The sequence below is a fragment of the Herbaspirillum frisingense GSF30 genome (assembly GCF_000300975.2).
Lineage (GTDB): Bacteria > Pseudomonadota > Gammaproteobacteria > Burkholderiales > Burkholderiaceae_D > Herbaspirillum > Herbaspirillum frisingense.
The window spans coordinates 75,067-89,541 of the sequence record NZ_AEEC02000023.1; the positions used below are offsets into that span (position 1 = coordinate 75,067).

Annotated in this window: 13 protein-coding genes; 9 read left to right on the forward strand and 4 right to left on the reverse strand. The window is 64.7% G+C overall.

Translation table 11 applies throughout. The features are described 5' to 3' along the window. Positions 1 to 196 precede the first annotated feature (196 nt). The 9 genes from HFRIS_RS16105 to HFRIS_RS16145 all read left to right on the forward strand — a co-directional run bounded on the left by HFRIS_RS16105 (position 197) and on the right by HFRIS_RS16145 (position 11,264). Positions 197 to 1,822 carry a methyl-accepting chemotaxis protein gene (locus HFRIS_RS16105; protein WP_006464471.1) on the forward strand — a complete coding sequence of 542 codons (1,626 nt, stop codon included), beginning with the start codon at positions 197 to 199 and terminating at the stop codon, positions 1,820 to 1,822. Between the two features lie 23 nt (positions 1,823 to 1,845). Continuing rightward, on the forward strand, positions 1,846 to 2,313 hold the full coding sequence (locus HFRIS_RS16110) for a chemotaxis protein CheW (protein ID WP_039876059.1): 468 nt from the start codon (positions 1,846 to 1,848) through the stop codon (positions 2,311 to 2,313). Continuing rightward, positions 2,310 to 3,590, forward strand: coding sequence for a CheR family methyltransferase (locus HFRIS_RS16115; protein ID WP_006464473.1), 1,281 nt, complete (start codon positions 2,310 to 2,312; stop codon positions 3,588 to 3,590). Before HFRIS_RS16110 ends, HFRIS_RS16115 begins: the two co-directional genes overlap by 4 nt. Further along, positions 3,583 to 4,254: a chemotaxis protein CheW gene (locus tag HFRIS_RS16120; RefSeq protein ID WP_006464474.1), complete on the forward strand. Its 672-nt coding sequence runs from the start codon at positions 3,583 to 3,585 to the stop codon at positions 4,252 to 4,254. The genes HFRIS_RS16115 and HFRIS_RS16120 overlap by 8 nt, the downstream gene beginning before the upstream one ends. After that, positions 4,251 to 6,587, forward strand: a complete 2,337-nt coding sequence (locus HFRIS_RS16125; protein ID WP_006464475.1) for a hybrid sensor histidine kinase/response regulator — start codon at positions 4,251 to 4,253, stop codon at positions 6,585 to 6,587. The genes HFRIS_RS16120 and HFRIS_RS16125 overlap by 4 nt, the downstream gene beginning before the upstream one ends. Further along, positions 6,584 to 7,606 (forward strand): chemotaxis response regulator protein-glutamate methylesterase, encoded by a 1,023-nt coding sequence (gene cheB / locus HFRIS_RS16130; RefSeq protein WP_006464476.1) that lies wholly within the window; start codon positions 6,584 to 6,586, stop codon positions 7,604 to 7,606. The genes HFRIS_RS16125 and cheB overlap by 4 nt, the downstream gene beginning before the upstream one ends. A gap of 19 nt (positions 7,607 to 7,625) precedes the next feature. Then, positions 7,626 to 8,654 (forward strand): GGDEF domain-containing response regulator, encoded by a 1,029-nt coding sequence (locus HFRIS_RS16135; RefSeq protein WP_006464477.1) that lies wholly within the window; start codon positions 7,626 to 7,628, stop codon positions 8,652 to 8,654. Positions 8,655 to 8,705: 51 nt separating this feature from the next. Beyond that, positions 8,706 to 9,161: a MaoC family dehydratase gene (locus tag HFRIS_RS16140; RefSeq protein ID WP_039876094.1), complete on the forward strand. Its 456-nt coding sequence runs from the start codon at positions 8,706 to 8,708 to the stop codon at positions 9,159 to 9,161. Positions 9,162 to 9,389: 228 nt separating this feature from the next. After that, entirely contained in the window at positions 9,390 to 11,264 is a 1,875-nt protein-coding gene (locus tag HFRIS_RS16145) for a sensor domain-containing diguanylate cyclase (protein WP_051110929.1), read from the forward strand. Positions 11,265 to 11,312: 48 nt separating this feature from the next. Here the strand turns inward: HFRIS_RS16145 and HFRIS_RS16150 are convergent, their stop codons facing one another. The 4 genes from HFRIS_RS16150 to HFRIS_RS16165 all read right to left on the reverse strand — a co-directional run bounded on the left by HFRIS_RS16150 (position 11,313) and on the right by HFRIS_RS16165 (position 14,128). Further along, on the reverse strand, positions 11,313 to 12,005 hold the full coding sequence (locus HFRIS_RS16150) for a glutathione binding-like protein (RefSeq protein WP_006464480.1): 693 nt from the start codon (positions 12,003 to 12,005) through the stop codon (positions 11,313 to 11,315). 77 nt (positions 12,006 to 12,082) lie between these two features. Then, positions 12,083 to 13,240, reverse strand: a complete 1,158-nt coding sequence (locus tag HFRIS_RS16155) for a pyridoxal phosphate-dependent aminotransferase (protein WP_006464481.1) — start codon at positions 13,238 to 13,240, stop codon at positions 12,083 to 12,085. A gap of 63 nt (positions 13,241 to 13,303) precedes the next feature. Continuing rightward, positions 13,304 to 13,831, reverse strand: a complete 528-nt coding sequence (locus HFRIS_RS16160) for a putative toxin-antitoxin system toxin component, PIN family (protein WP_039876062.1) — start codon at positions 13,829 to 13,831, stop codon at positions 13,304 to 13,306. A 12-nt stretch (positions 13,832 to 13,843) separates the two neighbouring features. Next, positions 13,844 to 14,128: a hypothetical protein gene (locus HFRIS_RS16165; RefSeq protein ID WP_039876096.1), complete on the reverse strand. Its 285-nt coding sequence runs from the start codon at positions 14,126 to 14,128 to the stop codon at positions 13,844 to 13,846. Between the last annotated feature and the right edge of the window lie 347 nt (positions 14,129 to 14,475).

Consider the following 14,475-nt stretch of genomic DNA (forward strand, 5'->3'; position numbering starts at 1 on the left):
GCGCCCGCGATGGGCGCCGTTTTCATTGCAGTGAAGCAAAACTGTCGGCGGCAAGGGATAATAGTGAAATTGAAACGTTTCAATGATAATCTCGAATTATTACTAGACAGCATGATGCGGTTTTCCTGCCTTTCGTCCGGCACTGGCCCGAGCGAGTAGGGAGGAAAGCCGTTTCCATCCAAAGGAAAGCCTGCGCATGAAGAACTGGACGATCAAGCAACGCATACTGGGTAGCTTTGGGCTCATCCTGCTGCTGATGGCCTTGATGGCGGGCATTTCCGCGGTCAATCTGGGCCGCATCGAGAAGAGTGCCACGGCGCTGCGCCAGGATTCGACCCCCGGCCTGTACTACAGCACCATGATCAATGCTGCTTGGTACGAAAACCTGCTGATGACCCAGCAGATCGCCCAGATCGATACCAGCGAGGCCGAACGCCAGGCCAATCTGGCCCTCTTGCGCCGCAACGGCGAGCGGCTGGACCGTCTGCAGGAAGACTACGAAAAGACCATCTTCGCCGACGACGATCGCAAGCTCTTCGAGCAATTCAAGGAAACCCGCCAGAAATACCGCGCCCTCGTCACCGAGGTGCTGAAGATGGACTTCAGCCAGCGTCCGCCCATCGACAAGCTGTTCAATGAGCAGATCCGTCCGCAGTGGCGCCTGGGTTATCAGTTCACCCAGCGCATGGTGGAAGTGAACAAGGGTATCGCCGATGACGCCGCCAGCCGCATCAACGATGCGGTCACCTCGGCCCAGTTCGCCATGCTCACTTCGCTCATGGCGGCCTTGCTGGTGGCGCTGGTATGCGGCTTCTTCCTGATGCGCGCCATCAATGAGCCCTTGCAGAAACTCATGCGCATCCTCGACGTGATGCGCTCGGGTGACTTTTCAAGCCGTGTGGCTTTGAACCGCAAGGATGAGTTCGGCGTCTTGGGGAGCGGCTTCGACCGCATGACCGATGAACTGACGGCACTGGTCTCGCAGGCCCAGAAATCCTCGGCGCGGGTGGCCACCTCGGTCACCGAGATCGCCGCCACCGCCCGCCAGCAACAGGCCACGGCCGCCGAGACGGCTGCCACCACCACCGAGATCGGCGCCACCTCGCGTGAAATCTACGCCACCTCGCGCGACCTGGTGCGCACCATGAACGAAGTCTCGGTGGTATCGGACCAGACCTCGTCGCTGGCCGGCAATGGCCAGGCCGGCCTGACCCGCATGGAAGACACCATGCAGAACGTGATGGACGCGGCCGGTTCGGTCAGTGCCAAGCTGGCCATCCTCAACGAGAAGGCGGGCAACATCAATCAGGTCGTCACCACCATCACCAAGGTGGCAGACCAGACCAACCTGCTGTCGCTGAACGCCGCCATCGAAGCCGAGAAGGCCGGCGAACACGGGCGCGGTTTCTCGGTCGTGGCCACTGAAATCCGCCGCCTGGCCGACCAGACGGCCGTGGCGACCTACGACATCGAAGTCATGGTCAAGGAAATCCAGTCCGCCGTGGCGGCCGGTGTGATGGGCATGGACAAGTTCTCCGACCAGGTGCGACGCGGCATGCAGGACGTGCAGACCGCCGGTAGCCAGTTGTCGCAGATCATTGCCCAGGTGCAGGCGTTGGCACCGCGCTTCCAGACCGTCAATGAAGGCATGCAGGCCCAGGCCAACAGCGCCGAGCAGATCAACCAGGCCCTGGTACAGCTGTCTGAGGCCGCGCAGCAGACCGTGGAGTCGCTGCAGCAGTCGGGCCAGGCCATCGAGGAACTGAACGTGGTCTCCAACGAATTGCGCAATGGGGTTTCGCGCTTCAAGGTGATGGACTGAGCCGCAAGGCGGATCGCCTGACCATGAGCGAGTCTTTGTTCCTGCTGTTTTCGCTGGGCGCCGAGCGCTATGCACTGTCTACCGCCGAGGTGGCGTCGGTGCTGCCGCTCTCGCCTTGCAAGGCCCTGCCCGGGGCACCCCCCTGGGTGGCCGGTCTGCTGCCCCACAGTGATGGCCACGTGCCGGTGATCGACCTGTCGCATCTGGTGCTGGGCCGTGCTGCCGCGGCACGCGTGAGTACCCGCCTAGTGCTGCTGCACTACCACGCTGGCCTGCCCGCGCCGCAGTTGCTGGGCCTGATCCTGGAGCAGGCCACCGAGACCTTGCGCTGTGATCCTGCCGGGTTTGTCCCGGCGGCCGTGCGTAATGAGGGCGCGCCTTATCTGGGCCCGGTGCGGCCCTATCAGGGTGGATTGCTGCAGCGGGTGCAGGTCGAGGACCTGCTGGACCCGGCCACCCGCGCACTGCTCTTTCCGCAGGAGCCGGCATGAAGGCCCTGCCGCACATCGCCGACAAGCTCAAGCTTGCGATGGGCCTGGACATGGCCACGGTGGGTGCCAGCCTGATCGAACGCGTGGTGCGCGAGCGCATGACGGCCTTGGAAATCAGCGATGACAGCCTCTACCTCGCGCTGCTGCAGACCTCGGCCGCGGAGTTGCAATCCCTGATCGAACTGGCGGTAGTGCCGGAGACCTGGTTCTTCCGCGATCGCGAAGCCATACTCGCGGCTGCCCGCCTGGCCCGCGAGCGCCTGGCCGCACAGCCTGCGCTCCCGGTGCGCATCCTCAGCCTGCCGTGCTCCACCGGCGAGGAACCGTATTCCCTGGCCATGGCCCTGCTCGATGCCGGCCTGCTGCCAGGCCAGTTCGTGATCGACGCCTACGATATCCGCACCCGCTCGCTGGAGATCGCCGCTGCCGGCATCTATGGGCGCAACTCCTTCCGGGGGCGCGACCTGGGCTTTCGTGACCGCTATTTCACTGCGCATGACGGCCAATGGCACCTGCAGCCACACATCCGCGAGCAGGTGCGCTTTGCCCCCGGTAACCTGCTGGCACCGGATTTCCTGCGGCATGCCGCCCCTTACGATTTCATTTTCTGCCGCAACGTGCTGATCTACTTCGAACGCGACGTGCAGCACGCCGTGGTGAACCTGCTGGAGGCTCTCATGAAGCCGGATGCCGTCATCTTCGTCGGTCCGGCCGAGGGCGGCATCCTGTTGAGTCCGCGCCTGGAGTCGGCTGGCATCGCCCTGGCTTTCGGGTTTCGCAAGCGCCCTGTACAGCGGGCCAGCGGCCTTGTGCCGGCCTGGGCCGCGCCAGCCAAAACCGCAGCGATGCCACCGCCCGTGTCTGCCATCCCGATGGGCGCGCCTGCTGTCGCGGCTAAGCGCCGGCCAGCCGTGCCGGCGCCGTCTGCGATGGCTTCGCCGCCGGTCGCGCTGCCATCCGGCCAGTTGGAGCGCGCGCGGCTGCTGGCCGACCAGGGCCAGCTCGAACAGGCCCAGGCCTTGTGCCAGGAGGCCATCCAGGAGCAGGGGCCGAGCGCGGCTGCCTTCTATCTGCAGGGCCTGATCCTCGACGCCGGTGGCGACCACGAGCAGGCACAACGCTGCTATCGCAAGGCGCTCTACCTGGAACCCGAGCACCAGCCGGCACTCTTGCATCTGGCTGCGCTGCTGCAGGCGCAGGGCGATATCGCCGGCGCCGAGCGCATGCGTCAGCGTGCCGCCCGCCTGAGCCCGTCACGGGAGGACGCACATGGCTGAAGTGATGCCAACCGATGCCGTGATCGATGACTGCTGGAACCGCATCGGCACCAAGGGCGATGGCACTTGCCCCGAGCTGCAGCAGCACCTGCGCTGCCTGAATTGCCCGACCTTCGCCCGCGCCGCCCTGCAGCAGCTCGATCGCATTCCCGCCTCGGCCGAGGTGGCGCAGCAGTGGATGCATTCCGCCGTAGGGACCGAGCCACAGCCGCAGGGGGCAGACGCTTCCGCGCTGGTGGTGCGCATCGGCGGTGAGTGGCTGGCCATTGCCACCACGGTGGTGCAGGAAGTGGCCGAGACCCGTCCCGTACACAGCCTGCCGCACCAGCGCAACCCGGCCATCAGCGGCGTGCTCAACATCCGGGGCGCCTTGCGCATCTGTGTCTCGCTGGCGCAGCTGCTGCAGTTGCAGACGGAATCAGCGCCGGGGCAGGGCGCCTCCCATCTGCTGGTGACCGCCTACGAAGGCCAGACGCTGGTCTTCCCAGTGGAGCAGGTGGTGGGTGTACACCGCTATGCCCCCGATGCGTTGGCGCCGGTACCGACCACGCTGGCCCATGCCACGATCCAGTACACGCGGGGCATGGTGGAGTGGCGTGGCCGACAGATCGGCCTGCTGGACCATGAATTGCTGTTCTACGTACTCAACCGGAGCATGACATGAGTACGCCCGACCTGAGCCAGATGTCTATGCTGGACCTGTTCCGTTTCGAGGCGGAAAGCCAGATTGCCCAGCTCAACGCCAGCCTGCTGGCGCTGGAGTTGCAGCCAACGGCCGCCGAACACCTGGAAGCCTGCATGCGTGCCGGCCATTCGCTCAAGGGTGCAGCCCGTATCGTCGGGCTGGAAACGGCGGTCAAGGTCGCCCACGTGCTGGAGGACTGCTTCGTGCTGGCCCAGCAGGGCAAGCTGCTGCTCGAGAAAAAGCACATCGATGTGCTGCTGCGCGGGGCCGATTTGCTGGGACGCATCGCCTCTCCGCCCGATGGCGACGAGGCCTGGGCCGATCACGCCGGTAGCGCAGAGGTGCAAGCCTTCCTGCTGGCCCTGCCCGCGGTGATGAGTGGTGGCGAGGCGGCTCCTTGGCCGCACACTGCTGCCCCCTCCGCGCCTTCTGCTCCCGCCCCGGCTGAACCCAAGGAGACCGTGGCGTCGCCCGCCCCCCTGTCAGCTGCCGTCCCTGCCGAGCCCGCGCCGGCTTTGTCCGCGCCTGCCTCCACGCCCGCGCCGGTAGCGGCCCCTGCCGGTACACGTTCCGTGCGGGTCAGCGCCGAGAGCCTGGATCATCTGCTGAGCCTGACCGGGGAATCCCTGGTCGAATCGCGCCGTCTCAAGCCCTTCGCGGCCAGCATGCTGCGCATGAAGCGCGTGCAGCGCGAAGCCATGCTGGCGCTGGACCTGCTGCAGCAAAAACTGTCCACCGCCCAGCTGGACGAATTCACCCAGGCTACCTTGTCCGAATTGCGTACGCTGATGCAGCAGAACCAGCATCTGCTGGGCGACCAGGTCAATGAACTGGAGGCCTTCGACCGCCGCTCGGTGAACCTGTCGCAGCGGCTCTACGACGAAGCGCTGGCATGCCGCATGCGGCCCTTCGCCGATGGCACCGGCGGTTTTGCCCGCATGGTCCGCGACGTCGGCCATACCCTGGGCAAGTCGGTGCGGCTGGACATCAGCGGCAGCGTCACCCAGATCGACCGCGACATCCTGGAAAAGCTGGAAGCCCCCATCGGTCACCTGCTGCGCAATGCCGTGGACCACGGCATCGAAGACGGCGCGATCCGCCGGGCGGCTGGCAAGCCGGAGCAGGGCGTGGTGCGGCTGGAGGCCCGCCATAGCGCCGGCATGCTGCTCATCGAAGTGAGCGACGATGGTGCCGGCATCGATATCGAACAATTGCGGCGCGCCGTGGTGGCGCGTGGACTGTCCAACGAAGAGACGGCGGCCCGTCTGTCCGAGGCGGAGTTGCTGGAATTCCTGCTGCTGCCCAGCTTCACCCTGCGTGACACCGTGACCGAGATTTCCGGGCGCGGCGTGGGGCTGGACGTGGTGGCCGACATGCTCAAGCAGGTGCGTGGCACGATCCGCATCACCACCCGGCCGGGGCAGGGCAGCCGTTTCCTGATGCAATTGCCGCTGACCCTGTCGGTGATCCGCAGCCTGCTGGTGGAGATTGCCGGCGAACCCTATGCATTCCCGCTGGCCTACGTCAACCGCACGCTGCGCCTGCCAGCCGAAGCCTTGCAGACGCTGGAAGGCTACCAGCACTTCAGCCACGAGGGCCGCCAGATCGGCCTGGTCAGTGCTCATCAGGTCTTGCAGAAGGGCCAGTGGCGCGCCCGTGACGGCAGCGTCTGCGTGGTGGTCATCGGCGAACAGGAGCACAGCTATGGCGTAGCGGTGGATGCATTCCTGGGCGAGCGCATGCTGGTGGTGCAGCCGCTGGATCCGCGCCTGGGCAAGATCCCCGATGTGCAAGCCGGTGCGCTGATGGAAGATGGTGCGCCGCTGCTGATCCTGGATGTGGCCGACATGCTGCGCACGGTGCAGAAGCTGACCTCGTCCGGGCGCCTGCAGACGGTGGACCAGGACGGCGCTGCGCAGGCCGCCGTGGCCGCCCGCAAGAAGGTGCTGGTGGTCGACGATTCGCTGACCGTGCGCGAGCTGGAACGCAAGATGCTTGCCAATCGCGGCTATCAGGTCACGGTGGCAGTGGATGGCATGGATGGCTGGAATGCGGTGCGCGCCGAGCACTTCGACCTGGTCATCACCGATATCGACATGCCGCGCATGGACGGCATCGAACTGGTCAGCCTGATTCGCGGCGCACCGCAGCTGCAGTCGCTGCCGGTGATGATCGTGTCCTACAAGGATCGTGAGGAAGACCGGCAGCGCGGCCTGGAGGCCGGCGCCGATCACTATTTCACCAAGAGCAGTTTCCACGACGAAAGCCTGTTGCAGGCCGTCACGGATTTGATTGGAGAGGCGACATCGTGAAGATCGGGATCGTCAACGACACGCCCATGATGGTGGAGGTATTGCGCCGGGTCGTCGCCGAGAGCGGCCGGCACGAACTGATCTGGATTGCCCGCGACGGTGAACAGGCGGTACAGATGTGCGCCTGGCAGTTGCCGGACGTGGTGCTGATGGATCTGCTCATGCCCAAGGTCGATGGCGTGGAAGCCACCCGCCGGATCATGCAGGAGACACCCTGCCCGATCCTGGTGGTGACCTCGGACATGGATACCAGTGCCGCCAAGATCTACGAGGCGCTGGGCTATGGTGCGCTGGATGCCACCCAGACCCCGGCCCTGATCGGCGCGGCCGGCAAGCGTGACGCCGCAGCGCTGATCGAAAAGATCGACAACCTCGGCCGGCTCGGTCCGGAAGTGGTGACCGCGCCGGTGCGGCCCGGCGTGCGACCACTACCGTCGGTGTCCTCGGAAGACCTGGCACCCCTGGTGGCGGTAGGGGCGTCGGCCGGCGGTCCGGCGGCGCTGGCCACCTTGCTCAAGCAGTTGCCGCGCGAGTTCGGCGGCAGCATCGTGATCGTGCAGCATATCGATGCCGGCTTCGCGCCCGGCATGGCGCAATGGCTGCAGCAGCAGTCGCTGCTGCGGGTGCGCCTGGCCGGCGAGGGGGATCTGCCACGCCGTGGCGAAGTCCTGCTGGCCGGCAGCAACCACCATCTGGTTTTCAAGGAAAACAGCCGGCTGGCCTATGTCGAAGGTGCTGCCGCCGACGTCTACCGACCGTCGGTGGATACCTTTTTCCACAGCGTCGTCCGGCATTGGCAAGGCAAGGCCACCGGCGTATTGCTCACTGGCATGGGGCGCGATGGCGCAGCCGGCCTGAAGGCCTTGCGTGAGAACGGCTACCACACCATCGCCCAGGACCAGAAAAGCTGCGCGGTCTATGGCATGCCCAAGGCGGCGGTGGCCCTGAACGCCGCCGTCGAGGTGCTGTCCGTGACGGCCATCGCCGTGCGGTTGCAGGCCATCGTGGCGTCAACATGAACAATAGAAGGAAGAAACAATGAGCTCGGTGCAACCTACCGACATCCAGACCGGTGGCCCCGTGCCACCGAGCGACGAATACAAGATCATGGTGTTGCTGGTGGATGACCAGGCCATGGTGGGTGAGGCGATCCGCCGCGCCCTGCTCAACGAAGAGCACATCGATTTCCATTTCTGCACCCGCGCCGAGGAGGCGCTGGCGGTGGCGGAGAAGACCCGGCCCACCGTGATCCTGCAGGATCTGGTGATGCCGGGCGTGGATGGCATGACCCTGGTGCGTCAGTATCGCGCCAGCGCCGCCCTGGCCAATGTGCCGATCATCGTGCTGTCCTCGCGTGACGATCCGGAGATCAAGCGCGATGCCTTTGCCGGGGGCGCCAATGACTACATGGTCAAGCTGCCGGATGTGATCGAACTGGTGGCGCGCCTGCGCTACCACTCGCGCTCCTACATCAACCTGCTGCAGCGCGACGCCGCCTATCGTGCGCTGCGCGAGAGTCAGCAGCAGTTGCAGAAGACCAATTTCGAACTGCAGCGCCTGACCAATACCGATGGCCTGACCGGCATCGCCAACCGCCGCTATTTCGATGATTATCTGGGCGCCGAATGGCGGCGTGCGCGGCGCGACGGTCTGGACTTGTCGCTGCTGTTGATCGACGTGGATTTCTTCAAGCTCTTCAACGATACCTACGGTCACGTGGCCGGGGATGCCGTCCTGCGCCGGGTGGCGCAGACGCTGGACAACAGCATCCAGCGGCCGGCCGATCTGTCGGCCCGTTTTGGTGGCGAGGAATTCGCCATGATCCTGCCGCGCACGCCGCTGGCAGGCGCGCAGACCATCGCCCATAAGGTGTGTCAGCTGATCGAGGCGAACCAGATCGCGCATGAACGCTCCAATGTCAGTTCCTGGCTCACCGTCAGTGTGGGTGCGGCCTGCGTGGTCCCGGGCCAGGCGCAGGACATCAGTGAACTGATCGAGATGGCCGATCGCCGCCTGTACCTGGCCAAGCAGCAGGGACGCAACCGGGTGGTCTGGCAGGATGGCTGAGTGAGCGCCGACGTAGCGCACCCCGATGACGACAACAAGGAGAAGACCAGCATGCGCAGCATCGCCAGCCTGGAAGAACTGAAATCGCTGGCAGGCCAGGAAGTGGCCACCAGCGCGTGGATCACCATCACCCAGGAGCAGGTCGACCGGTTCGCCGATGCCACCGGCGACCACCAATGGATTCACGTCGACCCGGCGCGCGCGGCGCGGGAATTGCCCTCTGGCGGCACGGTCGCGCATGGTTTCCTGACGTTGGCCTTGTTGCCGCGGATGCTGTCTGAATCCATCAGCATGGGCCCCGAGGTGCGCATGCTGCTCAACTATGGCCTGAACCGGGTACGTTTCCCGGCACCGCTGCCGGTGGGACGCCAGGTGCGCGGTCTCATCACGCTGCAGGCGGTGGAGGAAGTCCCGGGTGGCCTGCAGCTCACCTGGCAAATCACGGTGCAGTGCGATGGGCTGGAAAAGCCGGTGTGCGTGGCTGAATTTCTCGTGCGCTGCTATTGACCCGATGACCGCTCCGCCTCTGGCTCGCTTTCCTTGATGCGGCCTGTCTGCTTTCTCGCAGAAGCTCACCTGCTTTGTCGCCTGGACGCATCGCATTGCGTGGTCAGGATTGATTTCCGTGCAACTTGCTCGCGTATGGTGCTAAGGTAAAAGCCTGATACGGCGTCCCTTCCGGGTGGCCGGCACGGCCGGTGGTCGATCCGCCAAGTCATAGCCGAACATGCTTTCATGATGCCAGAACCAACGCCAAATAAGGACGCGGCCGCCGTTGCCGCCGAGCATAACCGCGATTGCGACTTTGCGCGCAAGGCACTCGCTTTCAATCACCTCACGCTCTCCTATATCGCTCGCGGCGCTCCGCTGGATCAGTTGCTTGATCGTATCGCCAGCGGTTTTTCTTGCGCCACCCCACAGCGCATGTTGGCGATCTTCCTGTTCGACGCCCAGGCGCGCCGCATGCGCATAGGTGCCGCACCACGCATGGCGCCGGCTTTCCTGGCCGAGGTGACGGCACTGGAGGTAGATGATCCTGACACCCCCGGTTTCTGGAGTGGATTGTCTGCGCTGGGCGCAGCATACGGCCTGCGCCTGCGGGAGATGCTGCCGCTGCGCTCCTTCGCCGGGGAAGTGGCGGGGGTGCTGGTGGTATGCGCCGACGGGCAGGTGGCGGTCGATGACAGTGTGGAGCGCGATCAGGGCTACCGCGGCAGTGTCGGGGCGGCAGTATCGATGGCCATGCTGGCCATCGAGCGCTCGCTGGTGCCGGTGCATGTACGGGTCAAGGGCGAGCCGCCCGGGGTGGCTGACGAGCGCATGGCGCTGGCCATCGAAGGCAGCGGTACCGGCATCTGGGACCGCAATGCCGTCACTGGCGAGATGTATTATTCGCGCGGCTGGAAAGCCATCCTCGGATACGAGGACTGGGAGCTCTCCAGTCACCTGGAGGACGCCTACCAGCGCATCCACCCGGATGACCTGGCCTATGTCCAGGAGACCGTGCGCCAGCACTTCGAGTCGCGCTCCGACAGTTACCAGGTCGAGCATCGCATCCGCTGCCGCGATGGCAGCTACAAGTGGATCTGCAGTCGCGGCAAGGTGGTGGCACGTGATGCAGAGGGCAATGCACTACGCATGATCGGTACCACTACCGACATCACCGAGATCAAGCGGCTCACCGAAAAGCTGACCAAGAGCAGCCGCATGCTGGACTACCTGACCCACGAGATTCCGGGGATGGTGTTCCAGTTCAAGGTGCCACCGGACGGGCGCGGGTACTTCACCTATGTCAGCGAAGGTGCGCGCGAGACTTATGGCCTGGCGCCCCAGCAGTTGCTGGAGTCGCCGGCGGTGATCAAGAGCGTGATCCATCCGGAAGACATGCCGCTCTACGAAGCGGCGCGCCAGGCGGTGCTGGCCGGCGCCTCTCACTGGATACTGGAGTTCCGGGTCATGCCACCGGGCCAGTGCGTGCGCTGGCTGCGCGGTGAGGCCCGGCCACGGCGGCTGGCCGATGGCACCATCCTGTGGCATGGCTTCATCAGCGACATCAGCCAGAGCAAGGCGATCGAGCTCGAACTGCAGGAATTCGCCCTGACCGACTACCTCACGCAGTTGCCCAACCGTCGTCACTTCATGCAGCGGTTACAGGAAGAGTACAACCGCATCCAGCGCGGCATCGCCGGCACGGCGGCGGTGCTGATGTGCGATCTGGATCATTTCAAGCGCATCAATGACAGCCTGGGGCATGCCGTGGGGGATCAGGTGCTCAAGCACTTTGCCGACGTGCTCATGAGCCAGTTGCGCAAGACCGATGCCGCCGGGCGGCTGGGTGGGGAAGAGTTTGCCGTGATCCTGGCGGGGGTGGACCTGCAGGCGGCAGCCGAATTCGCGACGCGTCTGCAAAACTGCTTTGCCGGCCAGCCGCTATGGCATGACGGACGCAAGGTGGAGGTGACGCTGTCCATCGGGATCGCCCTGATGCAGGCCGACAGCGCCGGCCAGGAGCAGGTCTTGCGGGCCAGTGACGATGCTCTCTATCGCGCCAAGGAAAGAGGGCGCAACCGCTTCGAATTCGCGCCCCTGGCCTGCGTACCACGGGGCTGAGTGCAACAGCTCCGTGGTGCTGGGGGTCCAGTGCCCGGTGCCCGGTGTTCAGCGTTTCTGGTACTGGCTGGCGCCGAAGAGCAGTTCCCGGGCCTTGTCATCCTGCAGCGGCTTGCGCTTGTCGGCCAGCACGCTCACGCCGCGTTGCACGGCCGGACGGGCGCTGATGGCATCGAACCAGCGCTTGACGTTGGGGAAGTCCGCCAGATCGATGCCCTGGTTCTTGTGCGAACGGGTCCAGGGGAAGCAGGCGATATCGGCAATGGTGTACTGCTCGCCGGCCAGGTAGGCATGCTGGCCCAGTTGCTTTTCCATCACCTGGTACAGGCGACGCGCTTCATTGGTGTAGCGATTGACGGCGTATTCGATCTGTTCGGGCGCATACAGGCGGAAGTGGTGCGCCTGTCCCAGCATCGGCCCCAGGCCACCCATCTGGAACATCACCCATTGCAGCACTTCATACTTTTCGCGATCGGTTTCGCCGAGGAAACGACCGGTCTTGCCGGCCAGGTAGATCAGGATGGCGCCCGATTCGAACAGCGAGATCGGCTGGCCGTCCGGACCATCGGGATCGACGATGGCGGGGATCTTGTTGTTGGGCGAAATCTTCAGGAATTGCGGTGTGAACTGGTCGCCGGCGCCGATATCGATGGCGTGCGCGGTGTAGGGCAGGCCGCATTCTTCCAGCATGATGTGGACCTTGTGGCCGTTGGGGGTGGCCCAGCTGTATACGTCGATCATGGATGTCCTCTGTAGGTGTCGGGTGGAGCCCGGGCAATGCCGGGCGATGCGCTAACGCTATAAAAGAGATAAAGGATTTACAGACTGGCCAGCCGATCCAGCGCCAGTTGCAGGGTCTCGTCCTTCTTGGCGAAGCAGAAGCGCACGATGCCTGATTCACGTGGCGTGTTGTAGAAGGCCGAGACCGGGATGGCGGCTACGCCGATCTCGGTGGTGAGCCACTTGCAGAACTCGGCTTCGGGCAGGTCCGAAATGGCGCCGTACTTCACGCACTGGAAATAGGTGCCCTGCGAGGGCAGCAGTTCGAAACGGGTCGCGGCCAGGCCGGCGCGGAACAGGTCGCGCTTCTTCTGGTAGAAGGCCGGCAGGTCCAGGTAGGGGGCCGGGTCCTTCATGTAGGCCGCCAGCCCGTATTGCACCGGGGTATTGACGGTGAACACGTTGAACTGGTGCACCTTGCGGAATTCGGCCGTGAGGGCGGCGGGTGCGGCCACATAGCCGACCTTCCAGCCGGTGACGTGGTAGGTCTTGCCAAAGCTGGAATTGATGAAGCTGCGCTCGGCCAGTTCGGGGTGACGCGCCAGGGACTCATGGGGCTGGCCGTCGTAGACCATGTGCTCGTAGACTTCGTCGGAGAGGATCAGGATGTCGGTGCCGCGCACGATATCGGCCAGGGCCGCCACGTCGGCGGCGCGCATGACGCTGCCGGTCGGGTTGTGGGGCGTGTTGACCATGATCATGCGGGTCTTGGGGGTGACTGCGGCCTTGACCTTGTCCCAGGGGATGCTGTAACCGGCCGCGCCCACTTCCATCTGCACGAACACCGGCACGCCGCCGGCCAGTTCGATGGCCGGTACATAGCAGTCGTAGACCGGTTCGATGACGATGACTTCATCGCCGGCATGTACCGCGCACAGTACCGAGGTCAGGATGCCCTGGGTGGCACCGGCGGTGACGGTGATCTCGGAGACCGGATCGTAGCGATGCCCGTAGAGCTGTTCGACCTTGTCGGCAATGGCTTCGCGCAGCGGCAGCACACCGGCCATGGGCGGGTACTGGTTCAGGCCTTCCTGCATGGCCTGGGTGACCGCGTTGACCAGCGTCGGGTCGCAATGGAAGTCGGGGAAGCCTTGTCCCAGGTTGACTGCGCCCTTTTCGGAGGCCAGTGCGGACATGACGGTGAAGATGGTGGTGCCGACCTTGGGCAGCTTGGTGACGATAGTGGGGGTGCTCATTGCAGCGGGCTCGTTCTTGTGATGATCGCAAGCCCGTTATTCTAGCCGCATTCGCCGGCCGGTTCAGGCAGGCATCGCAAGGAAGGCGTCCGGCCGCCAGTGCTGGGGCTGCACGATGGCGAACATGCCACGCTTGAGGGTGCGCTTGCCCAGCTTGAGCACGGCCTTGTCCTTGCTCACCAGCACATGGGCGCGGCACTGCAGGGCCAGTTCCAGGAATTTCTGGTCGTCGCGGTCGGTGCAGAGGGGCAGGCCGAAGGTATTGACCTCGGCCAGCGGCAGGCACTGTAGCAGGCGGTCGAATTCGGCGCAGATAGACGGCTTGTTCTCGGGCGTGACCGGCAGGTGGGGATAGTCCAGCACCGCCAGCCATTCGTTGCGGCAGTCCTCGCGGGTGTAGGCCTCCACGCTGCCGTCTTCAAGCGCCTGCTGCAGAGCCGCCCAGCGCGGGTCGCGGAACACGAACAGGTCCAGGCAGACATTGGTGTCCAGCACCAGCCGCTGGCGCCCGTCGGGGGAGGCGGTAGCCAGGGCGGCAGCGGGTTCGGAAGAAAGCGGAGAAGGGAGAGGGTGTGTTGCCGGATTGCTCATTGAATGGAAAAGCTAGTTGTCGATGCCACGCTGGCCGGGGAGGGGCGCTTCCTGCTTGCTGAAGAGCTCGCCGCCAGATTCGAGCGCATCATACCCCTGATCGGTGACGCGCCAGAAATTATGCATGTCCACCGCTGCCAGCCCGCGGTCATAGAGCAGGCGCAGATGATGCAGGATGACCTCGGGCGCCACCTGGCCGGGGAGGGTACTCTGGATCTTTTCGACGTCGCCGTAGAGGGTGCCGAAGGATGCCAGCTGCTTCAGGATTTCGCCCATCAGGGCTTTGTCTCGTTTCATGTCGTCCTCCTTGCCGGTGATCAATGCATAGTGGCCTACAGTGCTGGCCTGCAGCGGCGGCCTGCAGCGCATGCGCAGGCCGCCGCTACTGTCAACATGGACAGCGATTGGCTGCCGAAGTGCCGGCGTAATGCACCCTGCTGGCCCTTGCTGCCGTTATCTGCTGCGGTTACTTCATTGATCTACGGCAAGAATGTTGCAGAACTTGAATGGCGGCCCGGCCGCCATCGTGCTGCCGCTCAGAACTGTTCCCAATCTGAATCATTGCCGGTCTCCACCTTGTTGCCGCGCGAGGCGGCCGGTTCGCTCTTGCGCGCCGGCAGGGCCGGTGCAGCAGTGGCCGCAGG

Bases quoted from the DNA above. Each gene is read 5' to 3' on its own strand.
- HFRIS_RS16105 (WP_006464471.1), top strand. From the start codon at position 197: ATGAAGAACTGGACGATCAAGCAACGCATACTGGGTAGCTTTGGGCTC.
- HFRIS_RS16115 (WP_006464473.1), top strand. From the start codon at position 2,310: ATGAAGGCCCTGCCGCACATCGCCGACAAGCTCAAGCTTGCGATGGGC.
- HFRIS_RS16125 (WP_006464475.1), top strand. From the start codon at position 4,251: ATGAGTACGCCCGACCTGAGCCAGATGTCTATGCTGGACCTGTTCCGT.
- HFRIS_RS16135 (WP_006464477.1), top strand. From the start codon at position 7,626: ATGAGCTCGGTGCAACCTACCGACATCCAGACCGGTGGCCCCGTGCCA.
- HFRIS_RS16150 (WP_006464480.1), bottom strand. From the start codon at position 12,005: ATGATCGACGTATACAGCTGGGCCACCCCCAACGGCCACAAGGTCCAC.
- HFRIS_RS16155 (WP_006464481.1), bottom strand. From the start codon at position 13,240: ATGAGCACCCCCACTATCGTCACCAAGCTGCCCAAGGTCGGCACCACC.
- HFRIS_RS16165 (WP_039876096.1), bottom strand. From the start codon at position 14,128: ATGAAACGAGACAAAGCCCTGATGGGCGAAATCCTGAAGCAGCTGGCA.
- HFRIS_RS16140 (WP_039876094.1), top strand. From the start codon at position 8,706: ATGCGCAGCATCGCCAGCCTGGAAGAACTGAAATCGCTGGCAGGCCAG.
- HFRIS_RS16160 (WP_039876062.1), bottom strand. From the start codon at position 13,831: ATGAGCAATCCGGCAACACACCCTCTCCCTTCTCCGCTTTCTTCCGAA.
- HFRIS_RS16120 (WP_006464474.1), top strand. From the start codon at position 3,583: ATGGCTGAAGTGATGCCAACCGATGCCGTGATCGATGACTGCTGGAAC.
- HFRIS_RS16145 (WP_051110929.1), top strand. From the start codon at position 9,390: ATGATGCCAGAACCAACGCCAAATAAGGACGCGGCCGCCGTTGCCGCC.
- HFRIS_RS16110 (WP_039876059.1), top strand. From the start codon at position 1,846: ATGAGCGAGTCTTTGTTCCTGCTGTTTTCGCTGGGCGCCGAGCGCTAT.